The organism is Eikenella sp. NML99-0057, from assembly GCF_001648535.1.
GTDB classification, from domain to species: Bacteria; Pseudomonadota; Gammaproteobacteria; order Burkholderiales; family Neisseriaceae; genus Eikenella; species Eikenella exigua.
The window spans coordinates 198291-214943 of sequence record NZ_LXST01000001.1 but is presented as its reverse complement, the minus strand read 5'-3'; the positions used below and the strand labels follow the sequence as shown (position 1 = coordinate 214943).

At 56.7% G+C, this 16653-nt stretch carries 14 protein-coding genes and 1 tRNA gene; 10 read left to right on the top strand and 5 right to left on the bottom strand.

The genetic code is table 11. The annotated features are described in order from the left end of the window. The first annotated feature begins 16 nt into the window (after positions 1–16). From A7Q03_RS01015 to A7Q03_RS00975, 9 genes are all read left to right on the top strand, one after another. A complete protein-coding gene (locus A7Q03_RS01015; protein ID WP_067446576.1) occupies positions 17–328 on the top strand; it encodes a hypothetical protein in 312 nt (103 codons plus the stop codon). Next, entirely contained in the window at positions 328–507 is a 180-nt protein-coding gene (ccoS, locus tag A7Q03_RS01010; protein ID WP_003822854.1) for a cbb3-type cytochrome oxidase assembly protein CcoS, read from the top strand. The genes A7Q03_RS01015 and ccoS overlap by 1 nt, the downstream gene beginning before the upstream one ends. Beyond that, positions 504–1814, top strand: coding sequence for an MFS transporter (locus A7Q03_RS01005; RefSeq protein WP_067446573.1), 1311 nt, complete (start codon positions 504–506; stop codon positions 1812–1814). The genes ccoS and A7Q03_RS01005 overlap by 4 nt, the downstream gene beginning before the upstream one ends. Before the next feature lie 151 nt (positions 1815–1965). Continuing rightward, positions 1966–2961 carry an endolytic transglycosylase MltG gene (mltG, locus tag A7Q03_RS01000; protein WP_064084722.1) on the top strand — a complete coding sequence of 332 codons (996 nt, stop codon included), beginning with the start codon at positions 1966–1968 and terminating at the stop codon, positions 2959–2961. Position 2962: 1 nt separating this feature from the next. Beyond that, positions 2963–3565 carry an inner membrane-spanning protein YciB gene (locus A7Q03_RS00995; protein WP_067446570.1) on the top strand — a complete coding sequence of 201 codons (603 nt, stop codon included), beginning with the start codon at positions 2963–2965 and terminating at the stop codon, positions 3563–3565. A 19-nt stretch (positions 3566–3584) separates the two neighbouring features. Beyond that, on the top strand, positions 3585–4205 hold the full coding sequence (gene tmk / locus A7Q03_RS00990; RefSeq protein ID WP_067447337.1) for a dTMP kinase: 621 nt from the start codon (positions 3585–3587) through the stop codon (positions 4203–4205). A gap of 109 nt (positions 4206–4314) precedes the next feature. Then, on the top strand, positions 4315–6297 hold the full coding sequence (tkt, locus tag A7Q03_RS00985) for a transketolase (RefSeq protein ID WP_067446567.1): 1983 nt from the start codon (positions 4315–4317) through the stop codon (positions 6295–6297). Between the two features lie 412 nt (positions 6298–6709). Next, positions 6710–8737, top strand: a complete 2028-nt coding sequence (locus A7Q03_RS00980; RefSeq protein WP_067446564.1) for an OPT family oligopeptide transporter — start codon at positions 6710–6712, stop codon at positions 8735–8737. Between the two features lie 414 nt (positions 8738–9151). Continuing rightward, on the top strand, positions 9152–9799 hold the full coding sequence (locus tag A7Q03_RS00975) for a DUF4189 domain-containing protein (protein WP_082880635.1): 648 nt from the start codon (positions 9152–9154) through the stop codon (positions 9797–9799). Between the two features lie 57 nt (positions 9800–9856). On the opposite strand, the gene A7Q03_RS00970 is transcribed toward A7Q03_RS00975, so the two are convergent. Beyond that, positions 9857–11260 carry a chloride channel protein gene (locus A7Q03_RS00970; RefSeq protein ID WP_067446559.1) on the bottom strand — a complete coding sequence of 468 codons (1404 nt, stop codon included), beginning with the start codon at positions 11258–11260 and terminating at the stop codon, positions 9857–9859. 284 nt (positions 11261–11544) lie between these two features. Here A7Q03_RS00970 and A7Q03_RS00965 point away from each other — a divergent pair. Beyond that, positions 11545–11638 (top strand) — tRNA-Ser (locus A7Q03_RS00965). A 296-nt stretch (positions 11639–11934) separates the two neighbouring features. Here the strand turns inward: A7Q03_RS00965 and A7Q03_RS00960 are convergent. The 4 genes from A7Q03_RS00960 to A7Q03_RS00950 all read right to left on the bottom strand — a co-directional run bounded on the left by A7Q03_RS00960 (position 11935) and on the right by A7Q03_RS00950 (position 16645). Next, a complete protein-coding gene (locus A7Q03_RS00960; RefSeq protein ID WP_067446556.1) occupies positions 11935–13584 on the bottom strand; it encodes an electron transfer flavoprotein-ubiquinone oxidoreductase in 1650 nt (549 codons plus the stop codon). A gap of 234 nt (positions 13585–13818) precedes the next feature. Next, positions 13819–13929, bottom strand: coding sequence for a methionine/alanine import family NSS transporter small subunit (locus A7Q03_RS09630; protein ID WP_035580098.1), 111 nt, complete (start codon positions 13927–13929; stop codon positions 13819–13821). Next, positions 13926–15458 (bottom strand): sodium-dependent transporter, encoded by a 1533-nt coding sequence (locus tag A7Q03_RS00955; RefSeq protein WP_067446553.1) that lies wholly within the window; start codon positions 15456–15458, stop codon positions 13926–13928. Before A7Q03_RS00955 ends, A7Q03_RS09630 begins: the two co-directional genes overlap by 4 nt. Positions 15459–15763: 305 nt before the next feature. After that, positions 15764–16645: a DMT family transporter gene (locus tag A7Q03_RS00950; RefSeq protein ID WP_067446550.1), complete on the bottom strand. Its 882-nt coding sequence runs from the start codon at positions 16643–16645 to the stop codon at positions 15764–15766. Positions 16646–16653: the final 8 nt, after the last annotated feature.

Genomic DNA, 16653 nt, shown 5'->3' with positions numbered 1-16653 from the left:
AAAAGGCTACCTGAAAATGCGCCAATTCACCCTCAGCACTCCCAACGGCACCCTGCTCGGTTTCCTCGTGCTCATTGCCGACAACGACGATGAGCCCATCTCCGGCAGCGCCATGATTCAAGCGCACGCAGCCGCGTTGCCGCCGGAAGATGCCGCGCCTGCCCGTGCATTGGAAGCCCTGGCCGGCCAGCTGCTGGTTTGGCAGCCGCATGGCGAGGGCATTGCCCTGTATGATGCCGAAGGCGGCCTGGCGGCCGATATCCGCCAGCAATACCTGCGCCTCGGCGGCCACACCCTGCTGCTCACCGATTTGGAAGGAAACCTTTGATGGACAGCGTGTTTATCTTGATTCCCATCAGCATCGTGCTAGCCTTCGTAATCGGCTATTTCTTTTGGTGGTCCGGCCACAACGGCCAGTTTGACGATTTGGAAGGCCCCGCCCACCGCATTCTGATGGACGACGATTCCGTCCATCCCGACTCCCCACCCCCGCAGGACAAACCATGAATCCAGGCTTCAAATTTGCCGTATCGCGCCGCTTTGCCCCGCTGTTCGGCACCCAATTCCTCGGCGCACTCAACGACAACCTGTTCAAAATCGCGCTGGCCACCATGATCAGCTTTTATGGTTTGGGCAAAAACGGCTTCATCGAGCCGGCACAAATGATTAACGTGAGTGCGCTTCTGTTTGTGTTGCCCTTCTTCCTGTTTTCCGCCCTCTCCGGCCAGCTGTGCAACAAGTTCGACCGCAGCCGCATGGCGGTGGCGGTGAAGGTGGCCGAAGTGCTGATTATGCTGCTGGCCACGGTGGGCTTCCTCAGCCAGTCGCTGCTGCTTTTGCTGCTCTGCATTTTCCTGATGGGCCTGCATTCCACGCTGTTCGGCCCGCTCAAATACGCCGTATTGCCCGATTATTTGGACGAACACGAGCTGATTGTGGGCAACAGCCTGGTGGAAGGCGGCACGTTTCTCGCCATCCTGTTCGGCCAGATTTTGGGCACTATTCTGGCCGGTATCGGCGGCACCACGGTATCCGTTTTCCTGCTCATCATTGCTGCCGGCGGTCTCGCCTCCAGCCTGTTTATGCCGCGCGTGGCGCCGAAAACCCCGGAAGCAAAAATCGACTGGCACATTGTGCGCAACTCCAAAGCCATTCTGAAACAAGCCTTTGCCAACCGCGAAATCTACGCCGCCATCATCGGCATTTCCTGGTTTTGGTTTATCGGCGCGGTGTACACCACCCAGCTGCCCACCTTCACCAAGCTGCACCTGGGCGGCAACGACAATGTGTTCAACCTGATGCTCACCCTGTTTTCCATCGGCATCGGCAGCGGCTCCGTGCTGTGCGCCAAACTCAGTCACCGCCGGCTCAATCTCGGCTGGGTGGCCGTGGGTACGGTGGGCATGGCCATATTCGGCCTGCTGCTCGTTTCCCTCGTGCATGGCACGCACTATCACGAATACAGCGGCATCGGCAGCTTCCTGTTGCGCGGCGATGCCTATGCCGTGATGCTCTGCATCGTGTTGCTCGGCTTCTGCGGCGGCTTTTTCTCCGTGCCGCTCTACACCTGGTTGCAAACCGCCAGCAGCGAAGAATTCCGTGCTCACGCCATCGCCGCCAACAACATCATCAACGGCCTCTTCATGGTGGCCGCCGCCCTGCTCTCCGCCATCCTTCTATGGCTGTTCGACAGCATCAACCTGCTTTACCTCATCGTGGCGGCAGGCAATATTGTGGTGTTGGTGTATCTGCTGAAAATCGCCCCACCAATCCGCGAAGGCTGGCAACGCTGGTTTGGTAAAGAAGAAGAGTAAAGTTCGGCCTGCAAACCGCAACAAGGCTACCTGAAAAACAAACAAAGCAGTTTCAGGTAGCCTTTGCCCGCCCTCCAAATCAACCGCGCCGCTTCGCATCCGCCCCGCCCTGGGCTATACTGCCGCCCTTTAATCGGCCACACCGAAACCCATGCTGAAAAAAATCCTCTATTCCCTGCTTGCCCTTATCCTGCTGGCCGCCGCCCTATTTGCCGGCCTGCTCTTCGCCCCCAAAGACACCCACAGCCAACGCCTGCGCGTGGAGCGTGGCAGCGGCATCGGCAGCGTGAGCCGCACGCTGGCCGCCAACGATGCCATCTACAGCCGCTGGGTGTTCGTGGCCGCCGCCTACCTCACCGGCACCCACAAACAGCTCCTGCCCGGCAACTACCGCCTCCAGCCCCGCGCCTCCTCCTGGCAAATCCTGCGCCACCTGAAAAACGGCCGCCCCGACACCATCACCGTACGCATTATCGAAGGCATGCGTTTTGCCCAAATGCGCCGTCTCATCAACCAAACCGCCGACATCCGCCACGACACCGCCGGCTGGAGCGACCGCCAACTCCTCGCCGCCATCGCCTCCGATGCCGACGTGCAACATCCCGAAGGCCGCTTCTTCCCCGACAGCTACGAAATCGACTACGACAGCAGCGATTTGCAAATCTACCGCCTTGCCTACCGCCGTATGCAAAGCCAGCTGCAATCCGCTTGGAGCGACCGTGCCGGCAATTTGCCGTATAAAAACCCCTACGAGCTGCTCACCATGGCCAGCATCATCGAAAAAGAAACCGCCCACGAAGAAGACCGCGCCAACGTGGCCGCCGTATTCGTCAACCGCCTCAACCAAGGCATGCGCCTGCAAACCGACCCCACCGTGATTTACGGCATGGGCAGCGCCTATAACGGCCGCATCCGCCGCGCCGACCTCCAGCGCGACACCCCCTACAACACCTACACCCGCGACGGCCTGCCCCCCACCCCCATCGCCCTGCCCGGCGAAGCCGCCCTCCAAGCCGCCGCCCACCCCAGCGGCGCCGACTACCTCTACTTCGTCTCCCGCATGGACAATACCGGCAAAAGCGAATTCAGCCGCACATTAGACGAACACAACGCCAACGTCCGCCGCTATATTTTGAAAAGACCGTAACATGACCGCCCTGCTCGACCTCCTCCCCCTCCTCGCCTTTTTCATCGCCTCCAAGAAATTCGGCCTCTTGGCCGGCGCTGCCGCCGTATTGGCCGCCACCCTGATTGTGTACGGCATCCACCTCGTGCGGCAAAAATGGCGGCTCACCAAACAGCAATGGGTGGTGCTCGTGCTCACCATCCTCTTCTGCGGCGCCACCATCCTCCTGCGCGACGACCTCTATCTGCGCTGGAAAACCCCCATCATCAACCTCAGCTTCGCCCTCGCCCTGGCCGTAAGCGCCCTTATCGGCAAACCCCTGATGCAGCCCGTGGCCAAAGACGTATTCCGCTTCAGCCCGCAAGGCTGGCAACGCCTCACCTACGCCTGGGCCGCCTTCTTCCTCCTGCTCGCCGCTCTGCACTACTGGTTCGGCCTCTACCACTACGACGCCTCCGAGCAGGCCAAAAACCTGTTTATCCACTTCAAAAGCTACGGCCAGCTCATCCTGATGGGTATCTTCCTCGCCGCCCAAGCCTTCGTATTGCGCAAACACCTCAATATCGAAAGCGAGGCCGCGCCTGAAAGTGAAACGCCCGATCAGCCAAACCAACAGCAACACTAAAGCAAAAGGCTACCTGAAAATGACCTCCGCCCATTTCATCACCCTCGACGGCATCGATGGCGCCGGCAAAACCACCCAGCTGGCCGTAATCCGCGAATGGTTTGCCGCACAAGGGCGCCCCGTCTTGTTCACCCGCGAGCCCGGCGGCACACCCTTGGGCGAAGCCTTGCGCCGCCTGCTGCTCAGCCCGCAAACCCAGGCCTGCCTGCGTGCCGAAACCCTGCTCATGTTTGCCGCCCGCGCCCAGCATATCGAAAGTGTTATCCTGCCCGCTCTGGAGCGCGGCGTCTCCGTGGTGTCCGACCGCTTCACCGATGCCACCTTCGCCTACCAAGGCGGCGGCCGCGGCCTGCCAGAAGCCGATATTGCCCAGCTCGAACAATGGGTGCAGGGCAGCCTGCGCCCCAGCCTCACCATCCTGCTCGACGTGCCGTTGGAAATTTCCTTGGCACGCATCGAACGCAGCCGCCACAAAGACCGCTTCGAGCAGGAAAAATCCGATTTCTTCACCCGTGTGCGACAAAGCTACCTAGAGCGCGCCGCCGCCGCACCCGAGCGCTATGCGGTTATCAACAGCAACTGCAGCAAAGCCGTGGTGCGCCGCGATATTGAGGCCGCACTGGAAAAGCTGTTCGCCTGATGTTTTGAACGCACTGCGTAAAAGTGCGATAATTTGCGCCGTTTTCGCTTGCCGGGTAATTTTCAGGTAGCCTCATTACTCTATCTAAACCAATCATTTAGGAAACACTATGCCCTCCCAACTTGCCAACGCCATCCGCTTCCTCTCCGCCGATGCCATCCAGAAAGCCAACTCCGGCCACCCCGGCGCGCCTATGGGTATGGCGGAAATGGCTGAAGTATTGTGGACAAAATTCCTGCACCACAACCCTGCCAACCCCAAATTCTACAACCGCGACCGCTTCATCCTCTCCAACGGCCACGCGTCCATGCTGTTGTACAGCCTGCTGCACCTGACCGGCTACAACCTGAGCATCGAAGACCTAAAAAACTTCCGCCAACTGCACAGCAAAACCCCAGGCCACCCCGAATACGGCTACACCGACGGCGTGGAAACCACCACCGGCCCGCTGGGACAAGGCATTGCCAACGCAGTGGGCATGGCATTGGCCGAAAAAATCCTTGCCGCTGAGTTTAATAAAGACGGTTTGAACATCGTCGATCACTACACCTACGTCTTCATGGGCGACGGCTGCCTGATGGAAGGCGTATCGCACGAAGCCTGTTCGCTCGCCGGCACCCTGGGCTTGGGCAAACTGATTGTTTTATATGATGACAACAATATTTCCATCGACGGCAAAGTGGACGGCTGGTTTACCGAAAACATCCCGCAACGCTTTGAAAGCTACGGCTGGCACGTCGTTCCCAACGTAAACGGCCACGACACCGCCGCCATTCAAGCCGCCATCGAAGCCGCCCGCGCCGAAACCGGCAAACCGTCCCTCATCTGCTGCAAAACCTTAATCGGCAAAGGCAGCGCCAACAAAGAAGGCAGCCACAAAACCCACGGCGCACCTTTGGGCGCGGACGAAATCGAAGCCACGCGCAAACATCTGGGCTGGACTTATCCCGCCTTTGAAATCCCGCAAGAAATCTACGCCGCATGGAGCGCGAAAGAGCAAGGTGCGAAACTGGAAGCCGAATGGAACGAACTGTTCGCGCAATACCAAGCCCAATATCCCGCCGAAGCCGCAGAATTCGTGCGCCGCATGGAACACAGGCTACCTGAAAACTTCGATGCCTATATTCAGACGGCCTTGCAAGACGTGTGCGCCAAAGCCGAAACCATCGCCACCCGTAAAGCCAGCCAAAACAGCATTGAAATTTTGGCTAAAGAGTTGCCCGAACTGGTAGGCGGTTCTGCCGACCTGACCCCGTCCAACCTGACCGACTGGTCTAACAGCGTCTCCGTTACCCGCGACAAAGGCGGCAACTACATCCACTACGGCGTGCGCGAGTTCGGCATGGGCGCAATCATGAACGGCCTTGCCCTGCACGGCGGCATTAAACCGTTTGGCGCGACTTTCCTGATGTTCAGCGAATACGAGCGCAATGCCTTGCGTATGGCGGCGCTGATGAAAATCAACCCTGTCTTCGTCTTCACCCACGATTCCATCGGTCTCGGCGAAGACGGCCCGACCCACCAACCCATTGAGCAAACCGCCACCCTGCGCCTGATTCCGAATATGGACGTATGGCGCCCGTGCGACACCGCCGAATCCTTGGTCGCATGGGCGGAAGCGGTAAAAGCCGAAGACCACCCGTCCAGCCTGATTTTCAGCCGTCAAAACCTGAAATTCCAAGCGCGCAACGAACAACAACTGAACGACATCAAACGCGGCGGCTACGTCATCAGCGAAGCCCAAGGTAACGCCCAAGCCGTCATCATTGCCACAGGTTCCGAAGTCGGGCTGGCTCTGGAAGCGCAAAAAGCCCTCGCCGCGCAAAACATCGCTGTGCGTGTCGTCTCCATGCCGTCCACCAACGTGTTCGACCGCCAAGATGCCGCCTATAAAGCCGCCGTCCTGCCCGAAGACCTACCGCGCATTGCCGTAGAAGCCGGACACGCCGACGGCTGGTACAAATACGTCGGCCTGAACGGCGCAGTGGTCGGCATCAACCGCTTCGGCGAATCCGCTCCTGCCAATGTGCTATTTAAAGAATTCGGCTTTACCGTGGAAAATGTTGTCAATGCCGTGAAATCGGTGCTGTAAACGCCCGCTATTAATCAGGCTACCTGAAATTTTCAGGTAGCCTTTCTCTCTCTTGTCCGCATATAACCCTATCAAACAATTAGCCGGCATCTGCTGCTCTTTCTGCTCAAAATATCTCTTCTACTTTCCCCATCTCTACCATATATCCCTATATCCATATGTAAGTTTACGTTAAATATAAATTAACGCACAACAAGCATTTCCTGATTAATGATTTTTCATACCATGATATTATTTTATTATATATAATTAATTCAATCTATTATCAAAATATTTCAAATAATCATGTATAACTTCTTTTCTGTTATTTTTTAGTAAATTGTAAATAATTATTTACATTTGCTAATTTCCTATTGACATAATCGGAATATCGAAAAAAAATGCAACCTCATTCCAACCGAAGGTAAAGATTATGTCTATCTCAACTCACGACCCTTATGCCAACTACAGGGAGCTTACCCTGCGCGGCATGATATTGGGTGCATTGATCACAGTTGTGTTCACCGCTTCCAATATTTATTTGGGGCTGAAAGTTGGTCTCACTTTCGCCTCTTCTATTCCAGCTGCTGTGATTTCTATGGCAATTTTGAAGTTCGCCAAAGGCAGCAATATCCTTGAAAACAACATGGTGCAAACCCAGGCTTCTGCCGCGGGTACGCTCTCTTCCGTGATCTTCATCCTGCCCGGCCTCTTGATGAGCGGCTATTGGACAGGTTTCCCGTTTTGGCAAACCACTCTGCTGTGTATGGCCGGCGGTATTTTGGGGGTAATTTTCACCATCCCGCTGCGCTATGCCATGGTGGTGAAAAGCGATTTGCCCTATCCCGAAGGCGTGGCTGCGGCTGAGATTTTGAAAGTCGGCAGCGGCGACGGCGTGGTGGGCGAAGAAAATGCCGACACCGCGCAAAAGGCTGACAGTGGTATCGGCGAAATCGTTACCGGTGGCGTGATTTCCGGCATTTTCAGTTTCGCCAGCAACGGCCTGCGCGTAGTGGCCGACAGCGCCAGCCTATGGTTCAAAGCCGGCGCATCTATTTTCCAAATCCCGATGGGCTTCTCATTGGCATTGCTCGGTGCTGGCTATTTGGTTGGTTTGGCCAGCGGTATTGCCATGCTGGTGGGCATTGCGATTGCCTGGGGCATCGCCATCCCCTATTTCTCTGCTACCAATCCGCAGCCAGCCGATATGGAAATGGTCGCTTTCGCCATGCAGCTGTGGAAAGAAAAAGTGCGCTTTATCGGCGCGGGCACCATCGGTATTGCTGCTATCTGGACACTGATTACCCTGCTCAAACCCACCCTCGAAGGCATGAAAATGTCGTTCCGTGCCATCAGAGGCGGCGAGGGCGCTGCACTGGAACGCGTTGAGCAAGACTTGTCGCCCAAAGCCATGATTGCCTACGCACTGGGTATGATGCTGCTATTGGGCTTTTCCTTCTACCACTTCGTGGCTGATGCCAACCTGCCCACAGGCACGGCTTGGCTGCTGGTAGTGGTCTGCACCCTGCTGGCCTTCGTTATCGGTTTCCTGGTGGCAGCCGCCTGCGGCTATATGGCCGGCTTGGTAGGCTCTTCTTCCAGCCCGATTTCCGGCATCGGCATCATCTCCGTGGTGGCCATTTCACTGGTGTTGCTGGGTGTCGGTAGTGCCAATAACCTGTTTGCCGATGAAGGTACACGCAATTTCCTGGTGGCGCTCACCCTATTCTGCGGCTCCGCCGTAGTAGCCGTGGCCTCCATCTCCAACGATAACCTGCAAGACCTGAAAACCGGCTACCTGATTAAAGCCACCCCGTGGCGGCAGGAAGTGGCGCTGATTATCGGCTGTGTGGTGGGTGCATTTGTGGTATCTTCTGTGCTTGAGCTGCTTTACGCTGCCTACGGTTTCACCGGCGCCATGCCGCGCCCGGATATGGATCCGAGCCAAGCTCTGGCTGCCCCGCAGGCCACGCTGATGACCACCATCGCCAAAGCCATCTTCTCGCACTCGCTGCAATGGAACTACATCCTCACCGGTATCGGTATTGGTGTGGTACTCATCATCATCAACGAAATATTCAAACGCAGCGGCTCCAAACTGATGCTGCCCACCCTGGCCGTGGGCATGGGCATCTACCTGCCGCCGGCCATCAATATGCCGATTGCCATCGGTGCCATCATGGCTGCCTTCCTGAAACGCCATATCGGCAAAGATGAGGCCAAACAGAAAGATGCCGAACGCGTAGGCACCCTGTTTGCCGCCGGCCTGATTGTGGGCGAGAGCTTGATCGGCGTGATTATGGCTCTGATTATTGCCCTGTCTGTTACCAGCGGCGGCTCAGACTCCCCACTGGCGCTGAACCTCGAAAACTGGGACACCACAGGCGAATTCCTCGGCCTGGCCTTCTTCATTGGCGGTATGCTTATTTTCATCCGCCGCATTTTGAAAGCCGGCAAATAAGCCACAACAAAACAGCTAGAGAAGCAGCCGCCCGACACATTCAATCGGGTGGCTTTTTTTGCTGCAGCATTTTTCAGGTAGCCTCTTCCAACACAAACAAAGGCTACCTGAAAAACATATCTTCCCATTTTCAGGTAGCCCTTTGCCAACTAAAGGCAATAGCCAACACACAGAAAAATCGATACATGTGCAGGGTGGGCTTTAGCCACCCTGCAGAAAATGGTAGCCCGCAGATCGGGCATTGGTGTCCGACACTTTACAGATACAAACACATAATCCGGCATCAATGCCCGACATGCCCCTGTTTTCAGGTAGCCTTCAAGCAGCGGGATAGATGTTTACAATATCTTGTTTTTTGTTACAATCCAATCATCGGCAATACCCTTATTCCCCTTTCCAAACAGGAGCGGCAAGATGAAGCAATCAATGATGAACACGGCAGCGGGCGTATTGGCGGCAGTGCTATTGGGCAGTGCGGGCTTGGCATATGCCAACCCCTATCCGGTTGGCTCGCAGCAATGGCACAACTTTAATGGCATCATGCAGTCAGAAGCAGATCGGATACAACGCGAGCGCAATGCCACACGGCAACAGCCGATCAACCGCGGCCCCACCGCCGCCGAAATACGCGCCTGGCAGCAGCGCGAGGCAAAGGTGCAAGCACGTATCGCCCGTTTTCGCGCCACGCCGTATTGGATGGCTTTGGCTTGGGACTTTAACAACAGAGGGGTAAGCTGGCCGGGCGGATACCTTTCTGAAGAAAGAGCAGTTGAAGAAGCACAGAAGCAATGCGTTTCTTCTAATTGCCAAGTGTTTGCCACCTTCAGCAATACTTGCGCAGTACTGGTGAAAGCCACGGATAATCCTCGTTCAATCAACGATCTATTCCTTGCCATCAACGACAATGATGTAGTAGCGGCCGAACAGGCCATGAACGCATGTCAGGCGGTACATGGTGTGAGAAACGACCGATGCTTTTATACCGGCACCCGAACAGGCAAAGGAGCGAATGGTACAGCCTTCTGCGTAGGCTACGACCACGGTATTTACAATCAGCGCTAAAACAGCTGCTTGAGGCTGAAAGGCTACCTGAAAAGTATTTTCAGGTAGCCTTTTCCATTACTTTGTCGCTCCTTCCGCCAACCGCGCTTCCTCTTCCCGCTGCAACTCCTCGCGCACGCGCTGGCGGAAACGACCTGCCGCGAAATGATAAAACGGCTGCGGGCAAAACTGGCGGGCAATCACCGAAGCCGCAATCGACGACACCAACATCCAAAACAGCAGCGACTGGCTGCCCGTCATTTCCATCACCACCACGCTGGCCGTGAGCGGCGCCTGCGTGGCCGCTGCTAAAAACGCAGCCATGCACAGCAAGGCTAAAATCGCCACCGGTGCTTCCGCGCCGGCAACTTGGGCAATGTGCACGCCCAAGAGCGCACCGATGGCCAGCGAAGGCGTGAAAATCCCGCCCGGAATGCCCGCCCAATAGGAAAACACCGTGGCTGCCCACTTCGCTCCGGCCAAGCCGTAGGCCAAATCTGTCTGCCCGTGCAGCGCGGCTGCCGCCACATCATAGCCCGTGCCGTAGGTTTTCCCGTTAAACAGTACGCCCAAGGCGGCCAGCATCAAGCCGAACACGCCCGCCAGCCAAATCGGGTGCCGGCGCATCCAGTTGCGCCATTTCGGCAGCGCCAGCCAAGTTGCACCCTTGCTTAAAAAACGCGCAAACAGCCCGCCTGCCACGCCGCACACCGCAGCACAAAGCAAGGCCCAGCGCAACATATGCTCCGCCGTTTGCCCGGCGTTAAAGCCTTGAAAATAGGTGCTGTTGCCCTCAATCGCCACCAAAAAAAAGCCCGAAGCCAGCACGCCAATAAAAATCTGCCGCTCCCAATGCAGCGACACCGAACGCCCCAGCTCTTCAATCGCAAAAATCACCCCGGCCAGCGGCGCATTGAATGCCGCCGCCAAACCGCCAGCCGCGCCTGCCGCCAGCAATTCCTTGTCCTGCAAGCGTTTGAATGCCAAATTGTAGCGTTTGCACCAAGAACCCCAGGCCAGCATCACTGCGGCCCCCACCTGTACCGAAGGCCCTTCGCGCCCGATGGATGCACCGGCCAACATGCCTAAAAACGTGAGCGGTATTTTTAAAGCCGTGCGCCACAAAGCCACCAAACGGTTGCCTCCCTTCACTTTCGGCATCGAAAGCGTGGCCAACACCTGCGGAATCCCGCTGCCCGCCGTATAAGGTGCATACCGGCGCGTGAACCACACAATCAGCATCAGCGATATCGGCAGCACCGCAAATGCTGCCAGCGGATATTGCTGCGACCACTTGGCATTCAAATGCAGCGCATAATCCGCCAATTTGGCAAAGCCCAGCGATACCAGCGACACCAAAGCAGCTCCCATCAACAGCAAAATCACCGCCGCCGTTTTGCGCGACAGGCGCTGCGTCTGTTTGATTTTGTGCGACAGCGCCCTGCCGATACCGCTGCTCAGCTTAAAACCCAATCGTTTCATATTGATTTATCCGTTGCGGCTGAAAAATTTGCTTGTCGGCACAAGCCATTCCCAAACGCAGTAGTACGTTAAATGAACAAAACATTTCTTTGCACATTATAGCAAACAGCGATGAAGCGGTAAGCCATTGGTACATTTATGCTGCTTATCCGTTGCAAACTGCCTGCTATTCTGTCAGCTAAAAATCTTTACACTTCAAATCCATCAAACCCAAACACCCGCCCCGGGTACAAAATATCTTGCCTTTTAGGCACGCTTCCTATATTATCCGCCGTTCCGAACACGGAGTAGTGGCTGAGAGGCTGAAGGCACACCCCTGCTAAGGGTGCATATGGGCTAAAACCTGTATCGAGGGTTCGAATCCCTCCTACTCCGCCAGTATTAAAACTCCCCAACCGGCAAGGTTGGGGAGTTTGCTTTTGCCTGCTTGGTGTGTGAAGCTTCAGGTAGCCTGTTTGTTCAACCTAATTGGGTTTTGAAACCTATTGAACAGAACGTCGAACACTTAGTGGGTATGGTGCCGATATCAGCGAATAGCTATCTACTCTGTGTATAAGGAATATCGGCATAGTTCTGCCGAGCGGCGCCATGAAGGCTACTTGAAAATCAAATCGCCCAATCCGCTGCTTCCTGCCAAACTCATCAAAAAAAGGCTACCTGAAACTTACCGGCCGCTACATCTCGCCGTAATTCGGTCCTCCGCCGCCTTCAGGGCAGCTCCAAGTGATGTTGGCGGCGGGATCTTTGATGTCGCAAGTTTTGCAGTGGATACAGTCGGCAGCATGGATTTGCAGGCGCGGTTCACCGTTTTCCTGCACAATTTCATACACGCCGGCGGGGCAGTAGCGCGTTTCGGTAGCAGCGAAGCGGCGGTAACCCACCTCGATAGCAGTCTGTTCGCTGGCGAGCTTCAGGTGCGGCGGCTGGTTTTCTTCGTGATGGGTGTTGGCCAGATACACGCTGCTGGCGCGGTCGAACGACACTTGACCGTCCGGTTTGGGATATTCAATGGGGCGGCACGCATCGGCAGGCTTCAGGCTGGCACGGTCGCTGCCGTGATGGCCGATGGTCCACGGAGCGCGGCCGCGGAACAGATACACATCCAGCGCATTGAGCCCCATGGCCGGCCAGAAGCCCCATTTAAAGGCGGGGCGGATATTACGGGCGCGGTAGAGCTCGTCGTACAGCCAGGATTGGCGGAAGGCTTCAGCATAGGCCGCAGCTTCGGCGCCCTCTTCCGCCGCATTGTTTTGCAGTACGCCAAACACGGCTTCGGCGGCCAGCATGGCCGATTTCATGGCGGTATGCGCGCCCTTGATGCTGGGCACATTGAGGAAACCCGCCGCATCGCCCACCAGCACGCCGCCGGGGAAAGTGAGCTTGGGCAGGCTCTGCAAACCGCCCTCGGTGAGAGCGCGCGCGCCATAGGCAATACGCCGCCCGCCTTCAAACACGGGACGGATAGCGGGGTGGGTTTTAAACCGTTGAAACTCTTCAAACGGCGAGAGGTAGGGGTTTTGATAGTCCAGCCCCACCACGAAGCCGACGGCCACTTTATTATCGGCCAAGTGGTAGAGGAAGGAGCCGCCATAGGTGCGGGCATCCAGCGGCCAGCCCACGGTGTGCATCACGTTGCCGGGCTGCGACTGTTCGGGCCGCACTTCCCAAATTTCCTTCACGCCCAGGCCGTAGGTTTGTGGCTGGCTGTGGCGGTCTAATTGGAACTTGGCAATCAGCTGTTCGGACAGCGAACCGCGGCAGCCTTCGGCAAACACCGTCTGCCGCCCCCACAGCTCCATGCCGGGCTGGTAGGCATCGGTGGGCTGGCCGTCTTTGCCAATGCCCATATCGCCGGTGGCAATGCCTTTCACGCTGCCGTTTGCCCGGTACAACACTTCGGCAGCAGCAAAGCCGGGGTAAATCTCCACACCCAAACCTTCAGCCTGCTCCGCCAACCAGCGGCACAACACGCCCAAGCTGATGATGTAGTTGCCCTGATTGTGGAAACTGGGCGGCAGGGGCAGCCGCAGCGCGGATTGGCGCGTGAGGAAAAGCAGCCGCTCGCCTTTTACCGGCTGCTTGAGCGGCGCACCGCGCTCGCGCCAATCGGGCAGCAACTCGTTCAGCACCTTGGGAGTGAACACCGCGCCAGACAAAATATGCGCGCCCACTTCTGAGCCTTTTTCCACCACGCACACGCTGATGTCGCTGCCTGCCTCGGCCGAGAGCTGCTTGAGCCGTATCGCCGCCGACAGCCCGGCCACGCCCGCGCCCACGATCACCACGTCATATTGCATATTCTCGCGCGTTATTTGTTCTGTCATATCTGTCAAACTTTCCTGATTGCGGGCCGTTTTTGCCCGTTTCCATACTAAAAACCGAAGGCTGGATTTTACCACTTCGGTGCTGTTCCCGCCCTGCTTATCAGGCTACCTGAAAGGTTTCAGGTAGCCTTGATGCAGATTGGCCGAACTTAATGTCTACTTGCAGTGAGGCTACCTGAAAACTAAAAAAGGCTACCTGAACCTTTCAGGTAGCCTTTGTTCACAATCGGCTGCTTACTCCTGCCCGCTGCCGTGGTCTTCCGGCAGCCGCATGATCGACACAATCAAGCCACCCCAGATCACCACCAGCGCCACCACCATCATCACAATCGCAATCGTGCTCATTGTTCGTCTCCTTCGGTTTCAATAGGGGGTTCTTGCAGTTTGTCTTCGTGTTTCCACGGCAGGAGGGAGAGCAGGAAGGCAAACACCACCACCCCGATGGCCGTGCCCCAGCCGTAGATGTTCACAAACCAGGCCGGGTAGCCGCCATAGCCTTCGGTGAGCAGCGAGCGCGTGTCGGTGAAGAGCATGGCGCCCAACACCAGGGGCGTTACCGCGCCCACAAACAGCAGCCAGGTTTTGCCCACTTTCAGCGAAGAGGTTTTGTTGATATGGCGGGAGAGTACGCCCAGATGGCGGCTCAGCACCACGCACAGCACATACAGAAAGCCGGCGGCCACGATGCCGTAGGTATTCACAAATTTATCCAGCACATCCAACACCGGCAGGCCAGTAGTGGTGCCGAACAGCAACACGGAAGCCGTCATCATCGGTACGCCAACCGCCAAGGTGGCAGCCACGCGGCCGGTTTTCAGTTTGTCCTGCACCGCTGCAATCACCACTTCCAGCACGGAAATCAGCGAAGTGAGCCCAGCAAACACCAGCGAGCCGAAAAACAGCAGGCCGATCAGCGCACCGGCCGGCGCCTGGTTGATGATGGTGGGAAACGCGATAAAGGCTAGGCCGATGCCGCCGGCGGCCACATCGCCCACCTGCTGCCCGTTGGCCGTGGCAATAAAGCCCAGCGCGGCAAACACGCCGATACCGGCCAGCAATTCGAAGCTGCTGTTGGCAAATGCCACCACCATGCCCGTGCCGGTTAAGTCTGAATCACGCTTCATGTAGGAAGAATAAGTAATCATGATGCCGAAGCACACCGAGAGCGAGAAGAAAATCTGCCCATAGGCCGCCACCCACACTTCCGAGCTGGCCAGCTTGCTCCAATCCGGGGTAAACAACACGTCCAAACCCTTGGCCGCGCCCGGCAAAAACAGCGCAATCCCCACCAAGAGCACAAACATCACCACCAACAGCGGCATAAAGAAAGTGGACGCGCGCGCCACGCCTTTTTGCACGCCGAAGGCCAAAATCAGCAGCGTAGCCAGCCACACCAACACCAGCGGCACGGTTACCTGCGCCACAAACTGCATCTGCGCCGACACATCCGAAGCCATCTGCAAATAGTCTTTGAAGAAGAAATCGGCAAGATTCGCGCCCCAGGCCGCATTGAGCGAATAATAGGTATAGCTGGCCGCCCAACCCAAAATTACCGCGTAGTAAAGCCCGATGAGCACGTTTACCAACACATTCCACCAGCCGATGGTTTCAAACCGGCGGTCGAGGCGGCGGAAAGCCAAAGGCGGCGAGCCGCGATAGCGGTGGCCGACCGCATAATCGAGAAACAAAAGCGGGATGCCCGCCGTGAGCAGCGCCACCAAATACGGCAGGATAAATGCCCCGCCGCCGTTTTTATACGCCACATAGGGAAAGCGCCAGATATTGCCCAAACCCACCGCCGAGCCGATGGCGGCAAACATAAACGCCCGCCGGCTGGAGAAGGTTTCGCGCTTGGGATTTTGCGGATTAGACACGTTTGAATACCTCTTAAAATGTGAATGGCGGCCATTTGCCAAAGCTCAGCGGCCGCCGCAACTTACATCAACAACGATTTTGCAAGCAATCGTAAAGAATCGCCTCCGTTCGGTCAAGCACCGCATCGCCAAATATTGGCAATTTTATTTATTCAAACCAAAATTTAAAGCAATAAAACACTACACATACGCTATAAAACAAGGCTATCTGAAAACCAAATGCCACGCATCGGCAGGAATATAGCTTTAATTGGTCAAGCGGGTTTTACTTCGCAGAAACACGCCACATTCATTTTCAGGTAGCCTCAAGCCGTGTTTTTCTTCAGCGAACCCAAATAAATCGCCGCCAAAGTCAGTGCCGCGCCAACCCACTGCCAGCCGTTAATCGGCTTGCTCAGCAGAAAATAATCAATCAGCAGCGCCGCCACCGGCTCGGAAAGCAACAGCAGCCCGGTAAGCGAGAGCGACAGCAGCGGAATCGCATAAGCAATCAAACCCCAAGCAAAACACTGCATCACCACGCCATACACCAGCACCAGCCCCACATCGCGCCAGCCGGCCGGATACAGCGCCCCGCTGTCGAGCAATAGCACCGGCACCACCAATGCCAACGCCCCGCCCGCGCTGAGCACCATCATCATCGGAAACAGCGCCACCCGCTCCGCCTCATGCGTTTTGCGCACAAACACCATCGACAGCGCCAGCATCGCCCCCGAAGCCGTACCGCTCACAAACCCCCACACTGCCTTGCCGTTGTGCCCGAACTCCGGGCTGCCGATAAGCGCCACCCCGGCCACCGCCAACAGCAGGCTCGCCAGCTGCAACTTGCCCAAGCGTTCGCCGTAAAAAATCACGCCGATGGCCGACAAGAAAAAAATCTGCAAACTGTTGAGCAGCGTAGAAATGCCCGGCCCCACCGCATGGATGCTCTCGTGCCACAACGCCAAATCGATAGCCAGAAACACCCCCGCCAATGCAGCAAAGCGCAACGCCCGACGGCTCTGCGGCGGCTTCTGCCCGAAATGGCGCATCAGCAGCCAAAACACCACTGCCGCCACTGCTAGCCGCCAAAATGCCACCGCATACGAGCCCACCTGCACAAATTTCACAATCAGGCTGCCCAGCCCGAACACCACGCAGCCCAACACCAACAGCGGCGCGGCATAAGAAATAGTTTGTTGTTTCATCGAATTTT